The organism is Pirellulales bacterium, assembly GCA_036267355.1.
Classification (GTDB): domain Bacteria; phylum Planctomycetota; class Planctomycetia; order Pirellulales; family DATAWG01; genus DATAWG01.
The window spans coordinates 25,374-49,659 of record DATAWG010000072.1; the positions used below are offsets into that span (position 1 = coordinate 25,374).

Below are 24,286 nucleotides of genomic sequence, written 5' to 3' on the forward strand. Positions count from 1 at the left end.
GCTTGGGTGCGGTGGAGTCTGAATCGATCGTCCGGCAAAAAACCTTCGTCCGAGCTACAAGACCGTCCGGAACAACGTGAAACCCAGCACCAGAGCGATTAGGAACAGCGCAACGAACACGAAGAAGATGAATTTGGCGATTCCCGCCGCAGCGATCGAGAGGCCGGTAAATCCGAATATTCCGGCCACGACGGCGACAAGAAAGAAGAATATAGCGAGGCGAAGCATCGACGTGACTCCTATCGATCCTATTCATCTGAAGCTTTGTGTCATCCCATCGAATGCAAAATCGATGCCGACGTGATTCCGGCGTCGCGTGAGCTGTGCGCAGTTAACAACCATGATGCTCGTTTCGTTGTCGATTTTAGCTTGAAAAACAGCGAAACCGACCGTGGCATGCCGAATGCAACGAGTTCACGGCGCGAAGGTTCAGCCGAAAACTAACTTCCGCTTTTCAAACCGTCACCTGCGGATTGTGAACCACGAATGAATCACGGGCCCGCACCTTGAGGCGGGCTTCCACCGACCCGGTGGGCGGCATCTGGCCGCCCGCCGGGTCGATTGTTTTTTGGCGGAAGGGATTGCGCTCGCCGTCGGGGCGTGGCAAACGTAGCAGGCATACTCCGTATGCCGTCGGCCACTTGAAACGCCTCCCACCGCGCCGTTCGAGCGTTTCCGCCGCACGCAAGCGGGAGCGAAGCGGAGGATTGATGGAGCAAAGATTTAGCGATGTCCGATTGCGAGCGAGAGCGAATCGGCATCGCTGCCGGCACACGGAGTGTGCCTACTACGTAGCAGGCATACTCCGTATGCCGTCGGCCACTTGAAACGCATTCCACCGCGCCGTTCGAGCGTTTCCGCCGCACGCAAGCGGGAGCGAAGCGGAGGATTGACGGAGCAAACATTTAGCGATGTCCGATTGCGAGCGAGAGCGAACCGGCATCGCCGCCGGCACACGGAGTGTGCCTACTACGATCTCGCTAGATCGGTACCGGGGGCACTTCCGGCGCGTTATGGCGAATGCGGAAGAGGGCCGTCGTCCGGCCGTCGAGCGCGTATTGATCGCCGCCGTGCAGCGTCGTTTGCGGTTGAGGAGGCTCCGAGGTGTCGAACACGAGTTCCCAATATTCGTCGGGTTTATGTTCCGGCAAGATGAACTTCGTGCCCGTGTGCTCCTGGTTCAGTAGCAGCAGCATGGTGTCGCCTTGCAGTTTCTCGCCGTGCTCGTCGATGTCGGTAATGGTGTCGCCGGCGAGATGCACGCCGACGCAGCCGGTCTTGCCGGAGTTCCAGGCTTCTTCGGTCATTTCCTTGCCCGAAGGATCGCGCCAATAAACGTCCTTGACGCCGGAGCCGCGCAGCGGCCGCCCTTGGAAAAACTTCGGCCGCCGAAAAACGGGCTCGTTGCGCTTCAATTGAATTATTTTCGAGACGAACGCCAACAGATGTTTTTGCTCGTCGTTGTGCTCCCAGTTGAGCCAACTCAGTTCGTCGTCGTGACAATAGGCGTTGTTGTTGCCCTTTTGCGTGTGGGCGAATTCGTCGCCGTGGCGAATCATGGGCACGCCCTGCGAGAGCAATAGCGTGGCAAAGAAATTGCGCATTTGTTGCCGTCGCAGGCGATTGATCTCGGGATCGTCGGTCGGTCCTTCGGCGCCGCAGTTCCAACTGAGATTGTTCGATTCGCCGTCGCGATTCTCGTCGCCATTGGCTTCATTGTGCTTTTGGTTGTAGCTCACCAGATCGTGCATCGTGAAGCCGTCGTGGGCGGTGACGAAATTGATGCTCGCATAGGGCCGGCGGCGGCTCGATTCATACAAATCGGCGCTGCCGCACAGCCGCGTCGCAAGCTCCGAGATCGTGCCTTTGTCTCCCTTCCAAAAGCGGCGGATCGCATCGCGATATTTGCCGTTCCACTCGGTCCATTCGACCGGGAAATTGCCGACTTGATAGCCTCCTTCGCCCAAGTCCCACGGCTCCGCGATCAACTTGACCTGCGAAATCACCGGGTCTTGGTGGATGATGTCGAAGAACGCACCCAGCCGGTCGACTTCGAACAGTTCGCGGGCCAGACTGCTCGCGAGATCGAAGCGGAAGCCATCGACGTGCATCTCGGTGACCCAATAGCGCAGGCTGTCCATGATGAGCTGCAAGACACGCGGATGGCGCATGTTGAGCGTGTTGCCGCAGCCGGTATAGTCCATGTAGTAACGCGGATTGTCGTGCACCACGCGGTAGTACGAAGCATTGTCGATCCCGCGCAACGAAAGCGTCGGCCCCATCTGGTTGCCTTCGGCAGTGTGGTTGTACACCACATCCATGATGACCTCGATGCCTGCGCTGTGCAGCACGCGAACCATTTGCTTGAACTCGCGGACGGCCTTCCCGTCGGTCATGCCGGAGGCGTAGCTGCTTTCCGGCGCCAGGAAAGCGATCGTGTTGTAGCCCCAGTAATTGCGCAGGCCGCGATCGAGCAGAAATTTGTCGTGAACAAACTCGTGACACGGCATAATTTCGATTGCCGTCACGCCCAATTCAGACAGATAGCGGACCGCAGCTTCCGACGCCATGCCGAGATAGGTTCCGCGGGCGGCCTCGGGCACGCCGGGATGGAGCTTCGTGAAGCCCTTGACGTGGGCTTCGTAGATGATCGTTTTGTGCCACGGGGTGCGCGGCCGACGGTCGTCGCCCCACGTAAATGCCGGATCGACAATGATCGCCAACGGCACGAAAGCGGCGTTGTCGCGATCGTCGCGCGACAGGTCGGCAGCCGGATCGCCGATCTTATAGCCGAACATTTCCTCCGACCATTTGAGATCGCGGCCGATGGCCTTGGCGTAGGGGTCGAGCACGACCTTGGCGGGGTTGAAACGATGTCCCTTCTCGGGCTCGTACGGCCCGTAAACACGGTAGCCGTACAACTGCCCCGGGTCTACGTCCGGCAGATAGCAATGCCAGACCAGATCGGTGACGTCCGGCATGCGGATCTTTACCGATTCTTTGGTCGCTGCCGGTGAATCGAACAAACAGAGTTCGACCTGTGTGGCGTGTTCGCTGAACAGGGCAAAATTGACGCCGACGCCATCCCACGTCGCCCCGAGCGGATAGGGTCGGCCTGGCCAAACTCTCATGCAATCGTCTCCCCTCCAAGATTGGTACGCGTATTTTTCAGTCCGGCCCGGCAATGCGAATGCCGTGCCACGCCGACGAGGCCGAACGAAGCAGCAACCACGAAAGACGCGAAACGCGCGAAACGAAGGGCCAAACGCGCGAAACCGCAAGCGAGACTTCACCACCCAGCTTGATTCGGCAGCTCCCTTGCGATTTTCGCGCGTCGGGGTCGTCAAGCGACGGCAGCCTAACCGCTCTGCCGCATTTCCGCCGGGCTCCCTTCAGCGGAGATGGCGCAGGCGGCGTTGATCAGTCCGACGTGGGAAAATGCTTGGGGAAAATTGCCGACAAACCGCTGCTGCTTCGGATCGTATTCCTCGGGCAGTAAGCCGACATCGTTGGTGAGCTTGAGCAAGCGGTCGAAATGCTCGCGTGCTTCGTCGTTCCTGCCCTGCATCGCGATGGCTTGAACATACCAAAAGCTGCACGCCAAAAAAGCCCCTTCGCCGCTCGGAAGCCCATCGACATTGCTTGCTTCCGGATAGCGCCGCAAGAAGCCGTGGTCCATCAGATGTTCTTCGACGGCCTTCACCGTGCCGACAATCCGCGAATCGTCGCAGGGCAAAAAGCCGATCAGCGGCATGAGCAGCAGGGCCGCGTCCTCGCAATCGGCCCCATAATATTGCACGAACGAATTCCGCTTCGAATTAAAGCCCTGGCTACAGATTTCGGCATGAACCGTGTCGCGCACTTTGCGCCATCGCTCCAGCGGCCCGGGCCGGCGGCTATGTTCGATCGCCTTGACGGCTCGATCGAAAGCCACCCACACCATCACTTTGGAATACGTGAACTGCCGGGGCTTGCCGCGGATCTCCCAAATGCCGTGGTCCGGTTGCCGCCACACCGACTCCAAATACTCCACCAACCCCATCACCAGCCGCCAATCATCGTCGTCGATCCGCATGCCGCTGCGATGGGCAATGCGGATGGCATCGATCACCTCGCCAATAACATCGAGTTGCAATTGGCCCGAGGCGGCATTGCCCACCCGCACCGGCCGCGAATTCTCGTAGCCGCCCAGCCAATCGGCCTCCCATTCCATCGTCCGCCGTTCGCCCGCCAAGCCATACAGGATGCGGATCGCGGCCGGATCGCCGGCAATGGCGCGCATCAGCCAATTGCGCCATTCGCCCGCCTCCTCGTGATAGCCGCCGGCGATCATTGCGCAGAGCGTAAACGTGGCATCGCGAAGCCAGCAGTAGCGGTAGTCCCAATTGCGCGTGCCACCGAGTTGCTCCGGTAGCGAAGTCGTCGGAGCCGCCACCACGCCGCCAGTCGGCCGATAGGTCAGAGCTTTGAGCGTAATCAGCGAGCGGACGACTTGCTCGCGCCACGGGCCTCGATACGTGCAGCGGTCCGACCAATCACGCCACCATTTCTCGGTCCGCTGCAATTCATCATCCGCGGAAATATTAGAATGAGAGCGGCGGTGCGACGGGCACCAGCGGAGCGTGAACGGCACGCGTTCACCGGCCGCGACCGCGAATTCGCCCACCGTGTGCATGTTTTCGCCGTGCAGAGGCGCGGGAGTGGTCAAATGCAGACTGTCTGGCCCGGCAATTGCTTCCAAGCCTTCCGAGGTTTTTCGGACCCACGGCACGACCGAACCATATTCGTAGCGCATGATGAGTTCGGTTCGCATGCGGACCGTCCCACGTCGGCCGACAACGATTCGAATAAGTTCGGGGTTCTCGCGTCGCGCCGACATGAAGTCGATCAGCGTGGCTTCTCCCTCGGGAGTTTCGAAATCGGTTTCCAGGATGAGCGTATCCGGGCGATAGCGACGGCGGACGTTGCGAACCTCGCCTTGCGGCGCGATCAGCCAGCGGCCATTTTCCGCAGCGCCCAACAGCGCCGCGAAGCACGCCCCGGAGTCGAACCGTGGAACGCATAGCCAATCGACCGAGCCGTCCCGGCCGACCAAGGCGGCTGTCTCGCAATCGCCGATCAGAGCATAATCTTCGATTCGCGATGCCATGTCGGAAAGTAGGGTGAGGGGTTAGGGTGAGGGTTTAGAGACCAAGAGAAAATCGCGGACCGTTCCAAGCCTGCGACAAAGAAACCCGCTAAGCGCCTATGTTCATCCTCACCTAAACCGTAGCCGCGTGCTTCCTTTCCCTCACCCTAACCCCTCACCCTAGCCGCCCGCCCCATGCCCGCCGGTTCACAGTGGTACAAAGATGCCGTCATCTACCAGCTCCATATTCGGGCTTTCTTCGACGACAATGACGACGGGATCGGCGATTTCCGCGGGCTGACGCGCAAGCTCGATTATCTTCAGGACCTGGGTGTCACGGCGATTTGGCTGCTGCCATTCTATCCTTCTCCGCTGCGCGACGATGGCTACGATATCGCCGATTATTATGGCATCCATCCCAAATACGGCACGCTGCACGATTTTCGCACCTTTCTCCGCGAGGCCCACGAGCGCGGGCTGCGCGTGATCACCGAACTCGTGCTGAACCACACCTCGGACGAACATCCCTGGTTTCGCCGGGCCCGAATCGCCAAGCCCGGCAGCCGCTGGCGAGATTTTTACGTCTGGAGCGACACGCCCGATCGCTACAAGGAAGCCCGCATCATCTTCAAGGATTTTGAAACGTCGAATTGGGCCTGGGACCCGGTGGCCCAGGCCTATTTTTGGCATCGATTTTATCGCTTTCAGCCCGACCTGAATTTCGACAATCCCGAAGTGCGGAAGGCGATGCTCGAGGTGATGGACTATTGGTTTGGCATGGGAGTCGACGGGATGCGGCTCGACGCCGTCCCCTATCTGGTCGAGCGCGACGGCACGAGCTGCGAAAATCTGCCCGAGACGCATGCGATTCTCAAAGAGCTGCGGGCCCATATCGACGCCCATTTCGAAGGCCGGATGCTATTGGCCGAGGCCAATCAATGGCCCGAAGACGCGGTGAACTATTTCGGCAATGGCGACGAATGCCACACGGCCTTCCATTTTCCGCTCATGCCGCGGCTGTTCATGGCCGTGCAAATGGAAGACCGCTTCCCGATCGTCGAAACGCTTGCCGACACACCGCCGATTCCCGACGTCTGCCAATGGATGGTGTTCTTGCGCAATCACGACGAACTGACGCTCGAAATGGTGACCGACGAGGAGCGCGATTTCATGTATCGCGCCTATGCCCGCGATCCGCAGGCGCGGATCAACCTCGGCATTCGCCGCCGCCTCGCCCCGCTCATGCAGAACAACCGGCGCACGATCGAGCTGCTGAACGGCCTGCTGCTCTCGCTCCCCGGCACGCCGGTGATCTACTACGGCGATGAACTCGGGATGGGCGACAACATCTATCTCGGCGACCGCAACGGCGTGCGCACCCCGATGCAATGGAACTACAACCGCAACGCCGGTTTCTCGAACGTCGGCCCGCAGCAATTGTTCCTGCCCGTCATCATCGATTACGAATACCACTACGAAACCGTCAACGTCGAAACACAGCAGAAGAATCCGAGTTCGCTGTTGCGCTGGATGCAGCGGCTGATCGGGCTGCGGCAACAATCTCGAGCCCTGGGGCGGGGGTCGTTCGAGCTATTGCAGCCGAACAATCCCAAAGTGTTCGCCTTTCTGCGGCGTATCGACGACGAACAGGTGCTGGTGGTGGCGAATCTGTCGCGCTTTCCGCAATACGTCGAGCTCGATCTGGCCTCGTTCGCCGGCAGCACGCTGGTGGAAATGTTTGGCCAAGGGGAATTTCCGCAAATCAAGGAATCGCCCTACCTGCTAACGCTCGCCGCGCACGGTTTCTATTGGTTTGGCATCCACTCGTCGGCGGCGCATCGCGCCGACCGATCCGCGCAGCCCACGAGCGAAGCGTTGCAGGAAAGCCAGATTCCGCTGGTCGAAATCCACGGCGATTGGGACGACGTGTTCGAGGCGGCCGGTCGCCGGCGTTTGGAAAAACTATTCCCCGGCTTTTTGGCCTCGAGGCGCTGGTTCGGCGGCAAAGCCCGCACGATCCGTGCCGCGCATATTTCCGACGTCATTCCCATGCGCCCGGCGAAGATCGCCTATGTCGTCGTGCAAGTAATCTACAACGAAGGCGAAGCGGAGGTGTATCTGATGCCGGTCGGTTTCGCCAGCGAGGAACATGTGCGCTCGAGCGAGTCGGCCGGGGCCGCGAGCATCATGGCCCGCATCGAAGTGAAAAAAGGCGGGGCTCGCACCTCGGGCGTGCTCTACGACGCGTTTGGCGACGAAGATCTCAGCAAGATGATGCTGGAAATGATCAGCTCCAAACGGCGATTTCATGGCGAAGTCGGGCAACTTGCCGGCCGGCCGACCAAAGCCTTCCGCCGCCTGCGAAGCCAGACGCCCGAACCGCTGAAGGTGACCGCCGTCAAGGCCGAGCAGAGCAACAGCACGCTGGTCTATGGCGAAAAATTCCTGCTCAAGCAATTTCGCCGGCTCGAGGAAGGCGTGAATCCGGAATTGGAAATCGGCGAATTTCTCACCGACACCGTCGCCTATTCGCACTCGCCGCCCCTCACCGGCGCGATCGAATACCTGGCGCCGCAGCGGCCGGTCGTCACCGTCGCGGTTTTGGAAGGCTTTGTGCACAACCAGGGAACCGCTTGGAACTACACGCTCGAAGCCGTCGAAGATTATTTCGAAGGCATTCTCGTTCAACAACCGCTGACGGAATTGCCGCCCGAACTGCTGCCGCGAGCCCCGCTTCTGACACTGGCCGCCGGCGATCCGCCGCCCCGCGCCGACGCGATGTTCGGCTCGTATCTCGAATCGGCCGCGCTGCTCGGCCGACGCACGGCCGAAATGCACATCGCGCTGGCCACGCCCACCGACCAGCCCCAGTTCGGCCAGGAGCCCTTCACGCCCTTCTACCAGCGATCGCTCTATCAGACGATGCGCAACACGGCCGTGCGCACGTTCGCGCTCCTGAAACGCAAAGTCGCCGCACTGCCCGAAATCGCGCGCCCGCGGGCCGAAGCCGTCTTGTCGCGCGAGGCCGAAATCAACAGGCGATTGAAGCAAATCGCCGAGCGTAAAATTACCGCCATGCGCATCCGCTGCCACGGCGATTTTCATCTTGGCCAGATTCTTCACACCGGCAACGACTTCGTCATCATCGACTACGAAGGCGAGCCCACGCGTTCGATCAACGAGCGACAGATCAAAGCCTCGCCGTTCCGTGATTTGGCGGGCATGATCCGCTCGTTCGACTACGCTTGCTATTCGGCCTTGGCCGACCAGATCGCCAGCATGTCGCGTGGCCACGACGAACTGCAGCGCCTCCGCGGCTGGATGCAATTCTGGACGGCCTGGACGAGCGAGGCGTTTTTGAAAGCCTATATGGCCGTCGCCAACGGCCAATCATTCATCCCCGCATCGCTCGAAGAATCGCAGGTGCTGCTCGACGTATACATGCTCGAGAAAGCGCTCTACGAACTTCGCTACGAGCTCAACAACCGCCCCGACTGGGCCCGCATCCCGCTCTACGGCATCATCGAATTGCTCGACGAACCGCGGACCTCGTAAGCCGCAAGACGCTAGCCGCGGGTAACTCACGGGCCGCAACGCGTTAGCCTTTTTCGATCCGGCTACACCCGTGCCCGCCGCCGATTACTTTTCCAGCAGAAGCACCCAATCGTGGTCCTTCGCCGGCGAGGCGACATTTGCCATGCCTTTAGCGTCGGCGACAATCGTCTTTGCCGCGCTGCGATCGCCGCTGACGGGATCGAAGATCGTCAGGCGGTATCTCGAATTCGCCGCGAGGCCGTGAAGGTCGACGCCGAGCGGATCGAGGGCGTAGACGACCAAAAGCGAATCGCCGATCCCGCAGGCTTGTGGCGGAATGCCAGATCCCTTTGCCGACCAACTCGCCGCGCCGGGCTTGGGCGCCAGCTTCGTCCACGGCAGCGATTCGAAGAATTTCTTGCCGAGCGCCTCTTGGCCGGAACCAGGAAGCCGCATTGCGTCGTCCCAAGAAATTTTGCCGTAGGTTCCGCCGTGCGGCGATTTGCCGTGCGGATCGCCCCGGCGGTTCACCTGCCAAATGCCGTTCGCGCCATACGTGTGCCCCGCGGCGCCATTCGTCAGGCAGAGCCAAAACATCGCCCGCGTCCAGCGCGTCGGCAACGAATCGCCCAGCATTTCATAGCTGGCCTCGCCGTCGACCACCGGCATCGTCGGCTTCGCGGCATACGACTCGCTCACCGCCCGAACGGCAACCTGCCCGGCGCTCAACTCGCCGTGCGGTGTTTGCAGCATATCGAAATCCAATAGCGCCGGATCGTCGGTCGCATGACGCGACGTGTATTGATTTATTGCCGTGGGATGGATCGTCAGCGGCCGGCGCCAGGGGTCGGTCTCGCGGATGGATCGCAACACTTCGGTCCAGCCATGTACCTGCTCGCGGTCGTCGTAGGGAAATCCCTTGGCGAGATACCAGGGCAAATTCGCCTCGCCTGCAGCGCACCAGATCATCGGCCAGGCCCCGTATCGCGCAATCAAATACCGCCAATGCGATTTCATCTTCGCCACGCCCATCCAGGGCATGAAATATCCCCACGCGCCGACCAAGCAGGGCGAAATGCCCTGGTCGACCAGATAACGGAGCCGCGTGTCGGCAGCGTCGAAGTATTCGGGCCGAATCCGCTTGTAATCTTTTTCCCAAGGAAAGCCGGCCTCGTTCGCCCCACGCGGATCGAACGGCGGCATGTCGGGATACAAGCCCGCCACGATCTGCACGACATTGAATCCCTTCTGCCGCCGATCGGCCGCGAGTTGTTTGAAATCCTCTGGCCAATGGAGCCGATGCGATAGGCCCATCCACCATGTGTCGCCCAGCCAGAAAAACGGCGTGCCGTCGGCATATTCGAAATGCCGCTTGTCGGCCGCCACCCGCACCGGCCCATGCTTGAACAGCGGATTATCGCCCGTATAGGCCGAAACCCTGATCGCGCCGCTGGCGCCATGCAGCCCTGCATCGTGTGTATCGCTGCATTCGCTCCGCCATGTGTGCCGGCCGAACTGCGGCGAGGAATAACGGGCCTTCCAGAGATCGCCGCCGTCCCAAAACGCGGGCACGCGCAGCACCCTTCCATCCGGTTCGGTAAAAACCAAATCGAGCGTCACCTCGTTGAACGGATCGGCATGCGCGACGCCGGCCTTCAGCGACACTTCGACCGGCACATTCGCTTGCGTCTCAATTTCCGCGCCCCATGCCGCGGGCGAAGCCGCAGCGAATGCAAGCCCGACGACAATCGACCACCCGATACAAACTGCGATTTTCATCACTTCTTTACCTTGCATGGCGCGGATCAAACACAACCGACCACGCTAGGCCGAACTCCGACGGTTGTCAATTGCTTGGTCTCGGCAAGGTCTGCCGGCACGACCGGACTTCGATTGCCGGAGAATTTCTCCGATTTTTGTTGGCGGCCGCCGCTTCCGAGCGTCTGGCCCCGCCGCCACTTGCAGCAGCCGGTCGATTCTCGGCAATCGCGAACGGCCGGAAAAGTCACGCGCGGTTCTTGACAAGTTGTCCGTGGATTCCGGGCCAAATCGCAGCGCTGAAAATCACGCCCGTCGCTGGTTTCTTGCTGAATATTTTTGACTTCGCCGCGTGTGCTTGCTAGCTTAACTGCCGGGGGAATAATGCAAATCGCGCCGCTATTGCGCGACAGTTGGGCCGTCGAATCTTCGTGGCCCATTCGAAAGGAGGCACGCCGAACAGCAAACATCGATGGTGCTGGGTGCGGTCTTGCGGAACTCGAGAGGCACACAATGGATCCTACCCATCCCATGTCGCGATCGAGCCGGATCGCCCGACGAATGCAGGGATTCATCGCATTCGGGGCTCTTCATGCGAAGGCCCATCGGCTTAGATCACGGTGGCGAACTAGGAGGTTTCCACCCAATGCAATTATCCCGAACGGTCGGTTATGCATTGCAAGCAACATTGCAATTGGCCATTTCCGAATCGAGTTCGCCAATTCCCTGCAGCCGATTGGCGGCCGAAGGGCACATGCCCGAACGATTCTTGCTGCAGATTCTTCGAAACCTGGTGACGCATGGCATTCTGCAATCGGTCCGCGGAGTTGATGGAGGTTACACACTCGAGCGCAAGCCCGAGGATATCTCGCTGTTGGAGGTGATCGAAGCGGTGGATGGCCCGTTGATGTCGGGCCCGCCCGTGGCCGAAGGATTGCCCCACGAATCGCAAACGAAGCTTCGTGAAGCGTTGGAACAGGTGACCGCCACATCCAGGCGGCAACTCTCGGAAATCAAGTTGGCAAGCCTGTTGAAAACCCCGGGCCATCGGGAGCAAGCCCGGCCGTCCCAGTAGCCACTCCATGAGCCCCCGGCCGATGCGCTCAGTCGCGTTGCTAACCGTCCCCCTTGGCCTCTGATCCCTGTGCCCGGTTCACCGCCCCCTCCCTTTCCCCTCCATCTTGCCCACATGGATCCAACGCAACTCGCTCATCGGCTTGAAGTCGGCCGGGCTGCCGCCCAAGAAGCTGGCCGGCTGACGCTCGGCTATTTCCAGCGGCCCGATCTGGCCGTGGAGCGCAAGGCGGATGCGTCGCCCGTCACCGTCGCCGATCGGCAGGCCGAGGAACTTTTGCGCGAGCGGATCGGCGCCGCGTTTCCCGACGACGCAATCGTCGGCGAGGAATTTCCCGATCGGCCGGGCACGAGCGGCTGCCGCTGGATTTTGGATCCGATCGACGGCACGAAATCGTTCATCCACGGCGTGCCGCTCTACGGCACGCTGATCGGCATGGAGAGCGGTTCGCAAAGCGTGCTGGGCATCATCCATCTGCCGGCGCTCGATGAATGCGTTTACGCCGCCGTGGGAAGCGGCGCCTGGCACGTTCGCGGCAATGCCCCGCCAATTCCCGCACGTGTTTCGCAAACCGAGCGATTTTGCGAATCGCTGTTTTGCACGAGCGAAGTTGCCAGCTTCGGCCCGCGCGGCGCGATGCCCGTCTACGAACGATTGCAAGCCGCCGCCCGCCTTTCGCGCACCTGGGGCGATTGCTATGGCTACATGATGGTGGCGACCGGCCGGGCCGAACTGATGGTCGACCCGATCATGAACGTTTGGGACGCCGCCGCGATCCTGCCGATTCTCGAAGAAGCCGGCGGCACGTTCACCGACTGGCAAGGCCGCCCAACCATCCACTCCGGCGAGGGTTTGGCAACCAACGGCCTGGTGCTGAATGAAACCCTCGCCACGATCCGCGGCTGAGCCCGCCTTTGTTCGCACCCGTCTTAGCTTTTGAAAGAATAGGGGGGCGAAAACGATATTAACTGCCGGACGAGAGGCGATTGTGGTTCTGGCGCCATTGCGATGCGTTGCTCGCCGAACCGCTCGATCCGGTCGTCGAATTGGACGACGACCCGCCGTTGCGTGTCGTTTTCAAGCAAACTTCCAATTGCTTGATCGCTTCATCGACCGCATGCAGGGCGGCCTCGCGATGACCGTCGAAATCGTGACGGGCATGTTGCAGTTCATGCCGTGCTTCGTGGAGCGTGTGCAGCGCGCGGTGGATTTCCGGATCGGATCGGCCGTTGTTCGCCACTTGGCCCGATGAGCCCGACTTACCGGGAGTCGCGGCAATGCCGTTGTTCCAAGCGGACAAGCTCAGCACGACGCCGAAAGCTCCGGCCAACAGACCCAGACCCGTAATGCGGGTGCGTGTGTACATCGTTGTGCTCCCAGGAGATGAGAAAGATCCGGTTCTACCGCTGACGCAAATGCTTGCGGACCTGCGGGAACCGTGAGAACCGAGCCGGACGCTTCATTCCTGCTCGTAGGCCGAGCCGCCCGGCGAACGCCAGCCAACTCGACATCGAAACTATAGGTCAAAAGCGGTCAAGTGGTGAAACAGGATGAAATTTTTCTTGTTCTATTCCATCGCACGGATTCGCCGAGCGGTCGACGCATCGAGCGGCCTGTCGTCGGCGAATGTCCGTCATTCGACATTCGCCGGTGGCTCGTGTAGACTCCGCATAGTGGTTTCTTATTGGCGTTTGCGAGGATTGCGAATCGATGGGTCAGGTCGGCTTCCTGGTTCCGCTCGGCGAATTTCTCCCGGCCGAGGCTCCCCCACGAGCCTACCTGTCGGCCCTCGACCAACTGCCGTGGCAAACGCGCGTCACGCGCACCGCGACCGGCATCACCGTCGAGCGACCGGAAAGCGAATCGGGTTATTTTCACATCCTGTGGCAAACCGCCACGCGCGGCCGATTGGTGCTCATCACCGGGACGATTGCCGAGCGAGCGGAGCCCTACATTTTGCCCGTCGAGTTGGCGCGGGGCGTGATCTGCCGGCTGCGAAATCAGGTTGGCGGATGGGACGCGGCCGGATTGGCGCCCCCCGCGGGCGTGACGGCCCAATTGAAGCAGGCGATGCAGCATTTCGTGGTAGCCGCAACATCGCAAGACCACCCCACCGAAGCGGCGGCTCAAGCCCAGGCGGCGATCGAGGCCGCGCTGGCGGGGAGTGATTTGCTGGTCGATGCATTTGCCCAACAGGCAATCCGGGCGCGCAAAGGGCAGGCGGCCAGGCTCGCGATTTTATTGGGCGGTTCGTTGGACAAGGTCGTTCCCGATCGAACGCTGGCCGAGCCGTATCTTGCGGCGTTCAATTCGGCCGTGCTCCCCTGCGCTTGGAGCCAGATCGAGCCACAAGCCGGCCGGCGGCAGTGGGAATTGGTCGACGGCCAACTCGCATGGTGCGCGGCCCATCAGTTGCGAGTTGTCTGCGGACCACTGCTGGATTTGCAGCCCGTGGCCTTGCCCGACTGGCTGTATCTGTGGGAAGGGGATTTTACGAACATCCTATCGGTGGTGACGGACCAAATTCGCGCGGTAGTGACGCGAATCAAAGGTCGGGTGCACCTCTGGAACTGTGCCGCACGTGTTAACACCGCAGAAGCCCTTTCCCTCTCCGAGGAAGAGGTGTTGCGGCTGACGGTGCGGACGGTCGAGACGGTGCGCAACATCGACAACCGTACGCCGGTCATGGTCACCTTCGATCAACCGTGGGGCGACTATCTGGGCCAACTCGAACGCGATTTGCCGCCGTTGCATTTCGCCGATGCGCTGGTGCGCTCCGATCTCGGGCTGGCGGGCATCGGTCTCGAACTAAACCTGGGCGTCGGCCCGGAATCGACGCTACCGCGCGACGCGATGGAATTGAGCCGACAACTCGATCGCTGGGCCGCACTCGGATTGCCGCTCGTGGTTCTGCTGACGATTCCCAGTGACGGCGAGGGATTCACTTCCGCCGGCCAACTGGCTTGGCTCCGAAGCTATTTGCAATTGATGTCGGCCAAATCGAGCGTGCATGGAATCCTGTGGAACGACTTGCGCGACGCGCCCGCCCCGCGCCCCGACAGCCGAGGATTGCTGAATCCCGCGGGTCAACCGAAGCCCGTATTGTCGGCGCTCGCCGAGTTTCGCCGAATGCAAGTGGTTTAGGTGTAACGTGGTTTCCTGGGTCGTTATACTAGGGACTCATCGACGCGAAACAAATTCAGGCGTTCCCCTGAGCCGAATCACCGGCGGCTAGCGCTTGCCGCTAACGCTCGGATAGCCCACGTGAGCGGCGTGGCGCTAGGCGCCGGTAAAACCAAAGCCGCGTCGTCAACCCTCCAGACAAACCAACGATCCGCAAGCCATTTTCAATTTCCCTGCTAGCGCGTCGGGCTCGGTCAGGGGGCCGCGGAACAATTCGAAAACAACATCCTGCAGGTAAGATCCTTATGAGTCGATCCATGACACGTCGCCAGTTTGTGGCCGCCGGAGCTGCGGTTGCCGGGGTTGCGGTTGCCGGAGTCGGTTGGTTGCCGAGTGTTTCGGCGGTCGCCGCGGAAGCGGAAGAGCCGGCCGTCACCGGCCCGTTCCGCCATCCGTTTCACAAGGCCGTCTTCGCCACGCTGAAAGACGATTTCCACAAGATCAAGGCAGCAGGGTTCGAAGGAATCGAATGTCTCGATTGGAACGTCTCGCCGGAAACGGCCCGCGAGGGGCGCAAAAAAGTCGAGGCGGCCGGCCTGCGCGTTCATTCCGTCCTCCGCGGGTGGCTCGATTTCAACAGCAGCAAGGCCAACGAAGTCGAAAACTCGCTCGGCTCGGCCACGGTCGCCCTCCGGGCCGCGCAAGCTTACGGAGCCGACACGGTGCTCTTGGTGCCCTGCAAAGTCGGCGGCATGCCGATGCCGAATCCCTGGGAGCTCGATTTGGATTTCGACGAGCGCACGTTGAAACTCAATCGCGTGGTGAAGGGCGACAACAGCAGATACCAGGCGTATATCGACGCCCAAAACCGGGCCACCGAAACGTCGCTCGTAAACCTGCGAAAGCTGATTCCAATTGCCGAACGAGCGGGCGTGATCGTTGGGGTCGAAGAGGTGTGGAACAATCTGTGGCTGCGGCCGGAGTTCTTCAAACACCTCATCGTGGCGTGCGATAGCCAGTGGATTCAGGCCTATTTCGACATCGCCAACATGGTGAAATATCTCATTCCGCCCGAGCAGTGGATTCGCACGCTCGGCAAGCTGATCGTGAAATGCCACGTCAAGGACTACAAGCTTTCGGCCGACCGCCACAGCGGCACCTGGCCGACGCTCCGCGAAGGGAGCGTCAATTGGCCCGAAGTGCGCAAGGCGCTCGACGAAGTCGGATACGGCGGCTGGGGCACGATCGAATCGCCGGGGCCAATCTCGCTGGAAGAGCAAAACCGCCGCTTCGATCTCATCATCGCAGGCAAATAGAAAATGACGAAGGACGAAGCTCGAATGCCGAAAGAATGCCGAATGCCGATTCCCGATTCCCGAATGCCGAATCACGACGCTGATTCGTAACGCCCGGCTGCCCATAAACGTTTCTTAGGCTGGGCCGACAAATAATTCTCCACAGACCCATCTCCCCTTGCGGGAGAGGGCAGGGTGAGGCGTTCAAACAGCGGAAGTTATTTTTCGGCCGAGCCTTCGTTTAGACATTTGTCATTCGACATTCGTCATTTCCCCGTCCATGCCCATCAACGGATTTGACGACGAACGGAGGCCAGTCGTCGGTCGCCGATCGCGAATCTCACTGCGGTTCGTGGCCGGGGCGATCGTGCTGGGAGTCACGCTTGGGCTGGTGGCCACGGTCGTCGTGCTCCTTATCAGCAGCCGCGGCCAACTGCCGCGCATGACCGCAGCCGATTTCAAGAATGCCGAGCGGCACTGGGCCGAATTCGGGCCGGCCAGCTATGAAATGAATGTCGAACAGAGCCTCGGGTTAAGCGGCAAAATTCATGTCGAAGTGCGGCAGCGGCAGGTCACGGCGATGACGATCAATGGCGAGCCGGCGCCGCCCCGGCTCTGGGACAATTGGTCGGTCGCCGGACTCTTCGAAATCATCCAGCTCGACCTGGATCGCAACACCGATGCCGCCGGCCAATCCCCCGTCGTTTTTCAACAGGCCGAGTTCGATCCCGACACCGGTTTGCCGCGCGTCTATCGCCGCACCGAAATGTCGGGGGGCCAAACCGTCGAATGGCGGATCAGGTCGTTCCGCGCATTGCAATAGGCGCCCACGCGTCTCGCGGTTCGGAATTCGGGATTCGATCGGCGCGGGGCTACTCAAAGCCCCAGTTTATTAAGACAATCGGCGCTCCCGCGCCCGGCCTCGATTTTCGTCCGGCCCACGTTCCTCCCCTCACCTTCACCCTCGCCCGTCTCCTCCCCCTCACCCCCACCCGTCCCCGATGCCCTACTGGACCGACAAAGTCGCGCTGGTTACTGGCGGGTCTGGCGGGCTGGGCAGTGCGTTAGGAAAGACTTTTGCCGCCGCGGGAGCGAAAGTTGTCTTGGCTGCCCGACATGCCGAGCGGCTGGAGGCGGTCGTGGATGCGATCCGGCAAACCGGCGGCTCGGCGATTGCCGTCGCCGCCGATGTTACGCAGCAAGCCGACGTCGAAAATCTCTTCCGCCGCACGATCGACGAATTCGGCCGCCTCGATGCACTGGTGAATGCGGCCGGCCGCTCGGCCCGTGGACAAGTGATCGACACGACGCCGGAGGAATTCGCCGAACTGTTGGATTTGAATTTCTTGTCGGTCGTGCGCTGCGTTCGGGCGGCGGTGCCACATCTATTGAAGACCCGTGGCCATCTGGTAAACATCAGCTCGCTGGCCGGCAAAGCGGCGACGCGGTATGTGGGCGCCTATCCGGCGTCGAAATTCGCGCTAGCCGCCTACACACAGCAGTTGCGCCTCGAACTTTCGCCGGGCGGATTGCATGTCTTATTGGTTTCGCCGGGACCAATCGCCCGTCCCGACACCGCCCAGCGTTACGCCGAGCAAACCGCGAACCTTCCCGAACGAGCCCGCAAGCCGGGCGCCGGCGTAAAATTCCGGGCGATCCAACCCGAGGATCTTTCCCGCGCGATCCTGCGGGCCTGCGAGCGTCGCCGCACGGAGCTGATTTACCCAACGGCCGTTCGGCTTCTTCTTGCTTTGGGCGCTCTTTCGCCCAGCTTGGGCGATTGGATCGTCCGCCGCCTGACGTAAGCGCAAACCCCGCCGTGTGCCACTGGCTTCGCCGGTGCTGCTGGGCGAACGCTTCGGCCATTCACACTGGCAGAACCAATGGCACACGCGGTGCAACGCCCGCCTGGAGGCGCGCAGCGCAAGCAAGGAAGCACGCACAAGTAAGACCGTCGCTTCGGCTTAGATTGCCTGGCGATTCCGGTCTCCGCGGATTGAGCTTGGCGGTTTGTCACCGGAGCCGAGCGCTCGGATACTTCCCGATTTTGATTGACGCAGCCCGCCGTGTTGCTACAACAACATTCAATGGGGGAACATTTTGCATCGGTCTCTTGCCGATATTCGCGGCGACTGCGGCGTTTTGCCGAAAAGGGAGGAGCGATGGCCAATCAATCTCGTCGAGCGTTTTTGGAGGATGTGGGCCGAGGCATGTTGGTTGCCAGTGTGGGCGCTACGATCGCCACAGATCTGGAATTGGCTCCGCGTGCCTTCGCCGACGACAAAGGGCCGGCGCGCCTTTCCTTTGGAAAGCTTGACGCCCTGGCCGGGCTGATGCAGGACATTCCGGCCGAAAAGCAATTGCCGATCCTTGTGAAAAAACTCCGCGACGGCACATCATTGCGCGAACTGGTCGCCGCGGGAGCGCTAGCGAATGCGCGGCAGTTCGGCGGCCACGACTACGTCGGCTGGCACACCTTCATGGCGCTCGCGCCGGCTTTCGAAATGGCAAAGGAACTTCCGGAAGCCCGGCAAGCTTTGCCGGTGCTCAAGGTGCTCTATCGCAACGCCCAGACGATTCAGCGCTCGGGCGGACCCCAGCATGAGGCCCTCAAACCGGTCGAACCCCGCAGCTTGGCAGCTGGCCGTTCGGGCACCGAACTGTTGCGCGAAGCCATTCAAAACCGCGATTTGCCGGAGGCCGACGCTATTTTCGCGGCTCTGGTCCTCCGCAATCCGGAAATTGCTTACAACGATCTTCAGCCGATCGTCGAGGAAGCGATTTATCCGGATGCCGATGGCATTCATTGCGCGGTCCTCGCTTGGCGAGCTTGGGCCACCCTCGACCTGACCGGCAAGGAACACGCTCAGACATTGTTGCGGCAGTCGGTGCATTTCTGCATGGACCGGGAGCGGCGCATCGACGGCGGATTGGAGCCCAGCATCCGCACGGCGCTGCCGCGCTTGCTCGATCGCCACAAGCTGATCGGCCGCACCGCTGGCAGGCGCCCGGCAGACGACGCTTGGGTCGACGAACTCGCCCGAACGATCAGCGCGGGCAACCACGAGCGGGCGGCCGAGGCAGTGGCGGCGGCCTTGGCCGAAGGGTTCGATCCCGAGGCGGTCGGCGAAGCCATCTCACTGGCAGCCAACCATCTGCTGCTGTCCGACTCCGGACGCCCGTCGCCGATCGGCACCGGGGGAAGCCAATTCGTGAAGGCCAAGAACAGCGTTCATGGCGACTCGGCCGGTGTGCATGCGTCCGACGCCACCAATGCTTGGCGCAACATCGCGCGGGTCAGCAATTCCCGAAGCGCTTTCGCCAGCCTGATTGTCGCGGCATACAACGTCGGGCCAAGCGTGGGCAATTTCGGCGGCGTGGGCAAGGATCTTTATCCGCTGCCCGAACATCTGCAAAGAGTGCGGGGCAAGGATCCCGCGGCGCTGGTGGGCGAGGCCGAGGAAGCCATCCGTGCCAATGATCAGCCGCTCGCCTGTGCCGCAGTTCACCGCTATGGCGAGCTCGGACAGTCGCCGCGCGCGATCCTGGATATATTGTTGAAGTACGCGGTCAGCGAAGACGGCGCGCTGCATGCAGAGAAATACTACCGCACCGCGACCGAAGAGTTTGCTGCGGCCCGTCCCGCGTTTCGCTGGCGGCAACTCGTGGCGTTGGCGAGGGTGACAGCCAGTGAATACGGCCAGCCGGCGCCGGGTTATGCCGACGCGTGCCGTTTGCTTCATGTGTGAACGTTGTCCGCTTTCCATCCCGATTTTTTGGATTCGCATCCGGACGCCGTTATTCGGCGGAATCTTTTGCCGGGAATTGGAAGGCGCCGGTTCTTGCTGCAGCCTACGCAAATATTCCTCATGGATCGCATCGCTATCGCCTTCTCCATCCGGACGGCGGTGTTCATATCCGCTCTGATAGTCGGCATCGCAGGTTGGTCCGTCGCTCGGGCCGATGATGCTGCAACCGTGGCCCCTTCGCCAACTCCAACCGCCAAGCGGGTCGATTTCGATCGCCAGGTAGCACCGATCCTGCTGCGGCGTTGCGCGGGTTGCCATAATCCGGGCGAAAATTCCGGCGGCTTGAGTTTGCTTTCTCTCGAGTCGGCCCGAGTGGGCGGCAAGAGCGGCGAACCTGCGATCAAGCCCGGCGATATCGACAATAGCTACGCCATCACGCGAATCGAAGCCGGAGAAATGCCGCCGCCGCAAAAGGCCAAGCCCGTCGAGCCGGCGGAACTTGTCCTGTTGAAACGATGGATCGATTCCGGAGCCGCTTGGACGAAAGGTCGCGTGCTCGACCCCCTATCGACGACCACCGACACGCGAGCCGGCCGCGATTGGTGGTCGCTGCAGGCGCCAGTGCGGCCGAAATTGCCGCAAGTGAAAAATGCCCACTGGATTCGTACGCCGATCGACGCCTTCGTGTTGGCGAAACTTGAGGAAAACGGTCTCGAGCCATCGCCCGAGGCGGATCGCGCAACGCTGATCCGCCGCGCCACGCTCGACGTGCTCGGGCTGCCGCCGTCGCCCGAGGAAGTGCAGGCGTTTGTCGCGGACCGATCGCCGGATGCCTACGAACGGTTGGTCGATCGGCTGTTTGCATCGCCGCATTATGGCGAATGTTGGGCCCGGCATTGGCTCGACGTGGTGCGCTTCGCCGAGAGCGACGGATTCGAAATGAACCGGCCTCGCCCGAATGCCTGGCCGTTTCGGGATTATGTCATCGAATCGTTCAACTCGGACAAGCCCTACACGCAATTCATCACCGAGCAATTAGCCGGGGAGCAGATTGGGGCCGATGTCGCCACCGGCTATCTGGTCGCCGGGCCCTGGGACCAAGTGAAAAGTCCGGATGTCGAACTTACTCGCTTGCAGCGCCTGGCCGAATTGGACGACATGGTTTCGACCACGACCACGGCATTCCTCGGACTGACATCCGGCTGCGCGAAATGCCACGACCACAAATTCGATCCGATCACGCAACGCGATTACTACGCGATGCAAGCGATCTTCGCAGGCGTGCAACACGGCGAGCGAGCGCTGCCCGAGTCGCCGGAGCAAGGTCGCCGGCGGCGCGCGATCGAGCAAGAAATCGCGGCAGCGGAGCAGAAAAAGCGAGCGATCGCCGTGAGCATCGAGCCGCTGGCACGCGTTCGATCGCGGAGCGGCGATTCGCCGCATTCATCGAACAAGAAATCCGCTCGGCTGCGGGCGGCCGTGAATCCGCTTTACAATGTCGATCGCTTCGAGGCGGTGATGGCGAAGTACGTTCGGTTCACCGTTCGCGCGACGAACAATCTCGAACCCTGCATCGACGAACTGGAAATCTATTCGGCGGGGCCGCCGCCTCGAAACGTTGCCTTGGCGAGCGCCGGCGGCGCGGCCAGTGCATCGGGGACATTCGCAAATGGCACCTACAAGCTTCATCAACTGCCGCACATCAACGACGGGCACTACGGCAATTCGTGGAGTTGGATTTCCAATGAAGTCGGGCGCGGGTGGGTGCAGATCGAATTGCGCGAGCCGACGCGGATCGACCGCATCGTGTGGGCCCGTGATCGCGAAGGCGTCTTCCGCGACCGGCTGGCAACGAGTTATCGGATCGAGGTCGCGATCGAGCCGGGAAAATGGCAGACGGTCGCCACGAGCGACGACCGCCAGCCATACGATCCACGGGCGACCCCGATCCCGCTCGATCCGTCGCAATTGCCGAGTGGACAGAAATTGAAGTATGAGTCGCTTGAGGCGTCGATTGCCCTCGCCAGCGCTCGGCTCAAACAATCGCAGCCGCCGGTCGCCTATGCTGGCAATTTCTCGCAGCCGGGCGAGCCGACCTACCGGCTGAACCGCGGAGACCCCATGCAGCGGAAGGAAGAAGTGCAGCCGGGCTCGATTGCGGCAGTGGGAAAAGCCTTCGAACTGTCGAGCGCCGCGCCGGAAGCTCAGCGCCGGTTGGCCCTGGCCCGATGGATCGCTGATCCGAGCAATCCGCTGACGGCCCGCGTGATGGTCAACCGAATTTGGATGTATCACTTCGGCCAGGGCTTGGAACGAAGCCCGAGCGATTTTGGCTTCAACGGCGGAAAGCCGTCGCATCCGAAGTTGCTCGATTGGTTGGCGACCGAATTCATGGCAAACGGCTGGCGGCCGAAATATATCCACAGGCTGATTCTGCTTTCCAGCACCTATCGCCAGTCGAGCCGCTTTGACGCGCGCAATGCGGCGATCGACGGCGACGACACTTTTCTCTGGCGATTTCGCTCGCGGCGGCTGGATGCCGAACCGATTCGCGACAGCATTCTCTCGGTCAGCGGCACGCTCGAAACACGAATGGGCGGCCCGGGATTCGATGTGTTCGAGCCGAATAACAACTACGTCAAGGTCTATTTCCCCAAACAAACATTCGGGCCGGCCGAATGGCGACGGATGATCTATCTCGACAAGCCGCGCATGCAGTTTGACGCCACCTTCGGCGCATTCGATTGCCCCGATTCAGCGCAACCGTTGGCGAAGCGCAATACGTCCACCACCGCGCTGCAAGCGTTGAACCTGTTGAACGGCTCATTCGTCGAACAACAGACGGCGCGCTTCGCGCGAAGATTGAATCGAGACCGGCCAAACGACGTGCCGGGCCAAATCCAGCGTGCCTTTTGGTTGGCGTTCGGTCGAGCGCCCGACGGCGAGGAACTGCGCGCCGCCGAGAAACTAGTCGCCCACGAAGGGCTGCCAATCTTTTGCCGCGCAATGTTGAACGCGAACGAACTCGTCTACTTGCCTTGAGGATCGCATGCCAACTCCGATCATTTCTCACGAAGGACGACGATTGCTGGACAGGCGAAATTTCTTGGGCCACACGGCCGGCGGACTGACCGGCGTCGCGCTGGCCAGCTTGCTCCATCGCGATGGCTTGCTTGCTTCGACGGATCCGGCGCCGTGGCAGCCGCGCATCGATCCGGCCGCCCCGCTTCGCGCCCGATCGCCGCATTTCGAGCCGAAGGCGAAACGCGTGCTGATGATTTTCTGCTCCGGTGCGTGCAGCCAACTCGACACATGGGACTACAAACCGTCGCTCATCAAGTACGACGGCAAGCCGATGCCGGGCAACGCCAATGTCGTGACATTTCAAGGCAAGCTCGGCAATCTCACCCGCAGCCCGTGGCAGTTCCGTCCTCGCGGCCAATGTGGCAAATTCACTTCCGACCTGTTGCCGCGGCTCGGCGAGCTTGTCGACGATATGTGCTTCATCCACTCGATGACGTCGAAAACGAACACGCATGGTCCCGGCGAAACGTTCCTGAGCACCGGCTTCACGGCCGAGGGTTATCCGAGCGCGGGCGCGTGGGTCACGTATGCGTTGGGGAGCGAGGCCGACGATTTGCCGGCTTATGTGGCGATTCCCGATCCGCGCGGCGTGCCGCAAGCCGGTCCGCAGAATTGGGGAAGTGGATTCCTGCCGGCCGTGTTTCAAGGCACTGCGTTCAACGCCCAGCGGCCGATCCGGAATCTCGCCCGCCCCGCGGAAATCAGCCCGGCAAGCGATTTGGCGACGCGCGATTTTCTCAAGTTGCTCAACGATCGGCATCAGCAGCGGAATCCCGGCGATACAGAGCTCAGTGCTCGCATCGCGAGCTATGAACTCGCCGCCAAGCTTCAACTCAGCGCACCGCTCGTCGGCGACCTGTCGCAGGAGACCGCCGCCATGCATCGGCTTTATGGAACCGACGACCCGAACACGATCAAAGCCGGCTTCGCGCGCAATTGCCTGTTGGCCCGCCGGCTGCTGGAGCGCGGCGTGCGCTTCGTGCAGCTTTTCAATGGCGCTTATGCGATGGGCGAAGGCGTCGGCAATTGGGACGGGCACAAACAGCTCAAGGAGCAATACGACAAGCATGGCCCGGTGCTGGATGGCCCCGCCGCCGCGCTATTGCGGGACCTCAAGAGCCGCGGCATGCTCGGCGACACGCTCGTGATGTGGGTTACGGAATTCGGCCGCACGCCGATGTTCCAGCTCGGCGCGAATGGCCGCGACCACAACCCCAAGGGCTTTACCGTTTGGCTGGCCGGGGCGGGAGTCAAAGCGCCGTTCAGCTACGGCAGCACCGATGAATTCGGCTACGAAGCGGCGGAAAATCCGACCTCGGTCTGGGAACTGTATGCGACCGTGCTGCACTTGCTCGGACTGGATTACAAGCGGCTTAGCTTTCGATTCAATGGCGCCGATCAGCGACTGACGTTCGTCCATGGCCGCGTCATTACGGAAATCTTGTCGTAGATTCGAAAAAAGCAACATCCCCAGGCCGGATTCAAACACACACTGGCCACGGCTAGTGGATCGTGCGTTATTCGGCTGGAGCGAAGAACG

16 protein-coding genes are annotated in these 24,286 nt (G+C 61.3%); 10 read left to right on the forward strand and 6 right to left on the reverse strand.

Annotation, left to right across the window (positions count from 1 at the left end; translation table 11 throughout):
• Positions 1-54: 54 nt before the first annotated feature.
• The 4 genes from VHX65_10840 to VHX65_10855 form a co-directional block, all read right to left on the reverse strand.
• Positions 55-228, reverse strand: a complete 174-nt coding sequence (locus tag VHX65_10840) for a DUF1328 domain-containing protein (protein HEX3999038.1) — start codon at positions 226-228, stop codon at positions 55-57.
• Between the two features lie 226 nt (positions 229-454).
• A complete protein-coding gene (locus VHX65_10845) occupies positions 455-607 on the reverse strand; it encodes a hypothetical protein (GenBank protein HEX3999039.1) in 153 nt (50 codons plus the stop codon).
• A gap of 373 nt (positions 608-980) precedes the next feature.
• A complete protein-coding gene (glgX, locus tag VHX65_10850; GenBank protein ID HEX3999040.1) occupies positions 981-3,131 on the reverse strand; it encodes a glycogen debranching protein GlgX in 2,151 nt (716 codons plus the stop codon).
• A gap of 227 nt (positions 3,132-3,358) precedes the next feature.
• The gene (locus VHX65_10855; GenBank protein HEX3999041.1) at positions 3,359-5,149 is read right to left on the reverse strand and encodes a glycoside hydrolase family 15 protein; all 1,791 of its coding nucleotides are present in this window, start codon (positions 5,147-5,149) and stop codon (positions 3,359-3,361) included.
• 174 nt (positions 5,150-5,323) lie between these two features.
• Between VHX65_10855 and treS the strand changes: the two genes are divergently transcribed.
• Positions 5,324-8,683: a maltose alpha-D-glucosyltransferase gene (gene treS / locus VHX65_10860; GenBank protein HEX3999042.1), complete on the forward strand. Its 3,360-nt coding sequence runs from the start codon at positions 5,324-5,326 to the stop codon at positions 8,681-8,683.
• An 84-nt stretch (positions 8,684-8,767) separates the two neighbouring features.
• Here the strand turns inward: treS and VHX65_10865 are convergent, their stop codons facing one another.
• Positions 8,768-10,459: a DUF4038 domain-containing protein gene (locus tag VHX65_10865; GenBank protein ID HEX3999043.1), complete on the reverse strand. Its 1,692-nt coding sequence runs from the start codon at positions 10,457-10,459 to the stop codon at positions 8,768-8,770.
• Positions 10,460-11,066: 607 nt separating this feature from the next.
• Here VHX65_10865 and VHX65_10870 point away from each other — a divergent pair.
• Together VHX65_10870 and hisN are read left to right on the forward strand one after the other, a co-directional pair.
• Positions 11,067-11,495, forward strand: coding sequence for an Rrf2 family transcriptional regulator (locus VHX65_10870; protein ID HEX3999044.1), 429 nt, complete (start codon positions 11,067-11,069; stop codon positions 11,493-11,495).
• Positions 11,496-11,609: 114 nt separating this feature from the next.
• A complete protein-coding gene (hisN, locus tag VHX65_10875) occupies positions 11,610-12,401 on the forward strand; it encodes a histidinol-phosphatase (GenBank protein HEX3999045.1) in 792 nt (263 codons plus the stop codon).
• Between the two features lie 58 nt (positions 12,402-12,459).
• Here hisN and VHX65_10880 read toward each other — a convergent pair whose 3' ends face one another.
• A complete protein-coding gene (locus VHX65_10880; GenBank protein ID HEX3999046.1) occupies positions 12,460-12,861 on the reverse strand; it encodes a hypothetical protein in 402 nt (133 codons plus the stop codon).
• A gap of 344 nt (positions 12,862-13,205) precedes the next feature.
• On the opposite strand from VHX65_10880, the gene VHX65_10885 reads away from it, so the two are divergent.
• The 7 genes from VHX65_10885 to VHX65_10915 all read left to right on the forward strand — a co-directional run bounded on the left by VHX65_10885 (position 13,206) and on the right by VHX65_10915 (position 24,196).
• Complete coding sequence (locus VHX65_10885) at positions 13,206-14,639, forward strand: hypothetical protein (protein HEX3999047.1); 1,434 nt, start codon at positions 13,206-13,208, stop codon at positions 14,637-14,639.
• Positions 14,640-14,935: 296 nt separating this feature from the next.
• Positions 14,936-15,934: a sugar phosphate isomerase/epimerase family protein gene (locus VHX65_10890; protein HEX3999048.1), complete on the forward strand. Its 999-nt coding sequence runs from the start codon at positions 14,936-14,938 to the stop codon at positions 15,932-15,934.
• A 259-nt stretch (positions 15,935-16,193) separates the two neighbouring features.
• Complete coding sequence (locus VHX65_10895; GenBank protein HEX3999049.1) at positions 16,194-16,736, forward strand: DUF6174 domain-containing protein; 543 nt, start codon at positions 16,194-16,196, stop codon at positions 16,734-16,736.
• A gap of 178 nt (positions 16,737-16,914) precedes the next feature.
• Positions 16,915-17,718 carry an SDR family NAD(P)-dependent oxidoreductase gene (locus tag VHX65_10900; GenBank protein ID HEX3999050.1) on the forward strand — a complete coding sequence of 268 codons (804 nt, stop codon included), beginning with the start codon at positions 16,915-16,917 and terminating at the stop codon, positions 17,716-17,718.
• Between the two features lie 357 nt (positions 17,719-18,075).
• Positions 18,076-19,662, forward strand: a complete 1,587-nt coding sequence (locus VHX65_10905; GenBank protein HEX3999051.1) for a hypothetical protein — start codon at positions 18,076-18,078, stop codon at positions 19,660-19,662.
• A 120-nt stretch (positions 19,663-19,782) separates the two neighbouring features.
• Positions 19,783-22,704: a DUF1553 domain-containing protein gene (locus tag VHX65_10910; GenBank protein ID HEX3999052.1), complete on the forward strand. Its 2,922-nt coding sequence runs from the start codon at positions 19,783-19,785 to the stop codon at positions 22,702-22,704.
• 7 nt (positions 22,705-22,711) lie between these two features.
• Complete coding sequence (locus VHX65_10915) at positions 22,712-24,196, forward strand: DUF1501 domain-containing protein (GenBank protein HEX3999053.1); 1,485 nt, start codon at positions 22,712-22,714, stop codon at positions 24,194-24,196.
• Positions 24,197-24,286 lie beyond the last annotated feature (90 nt).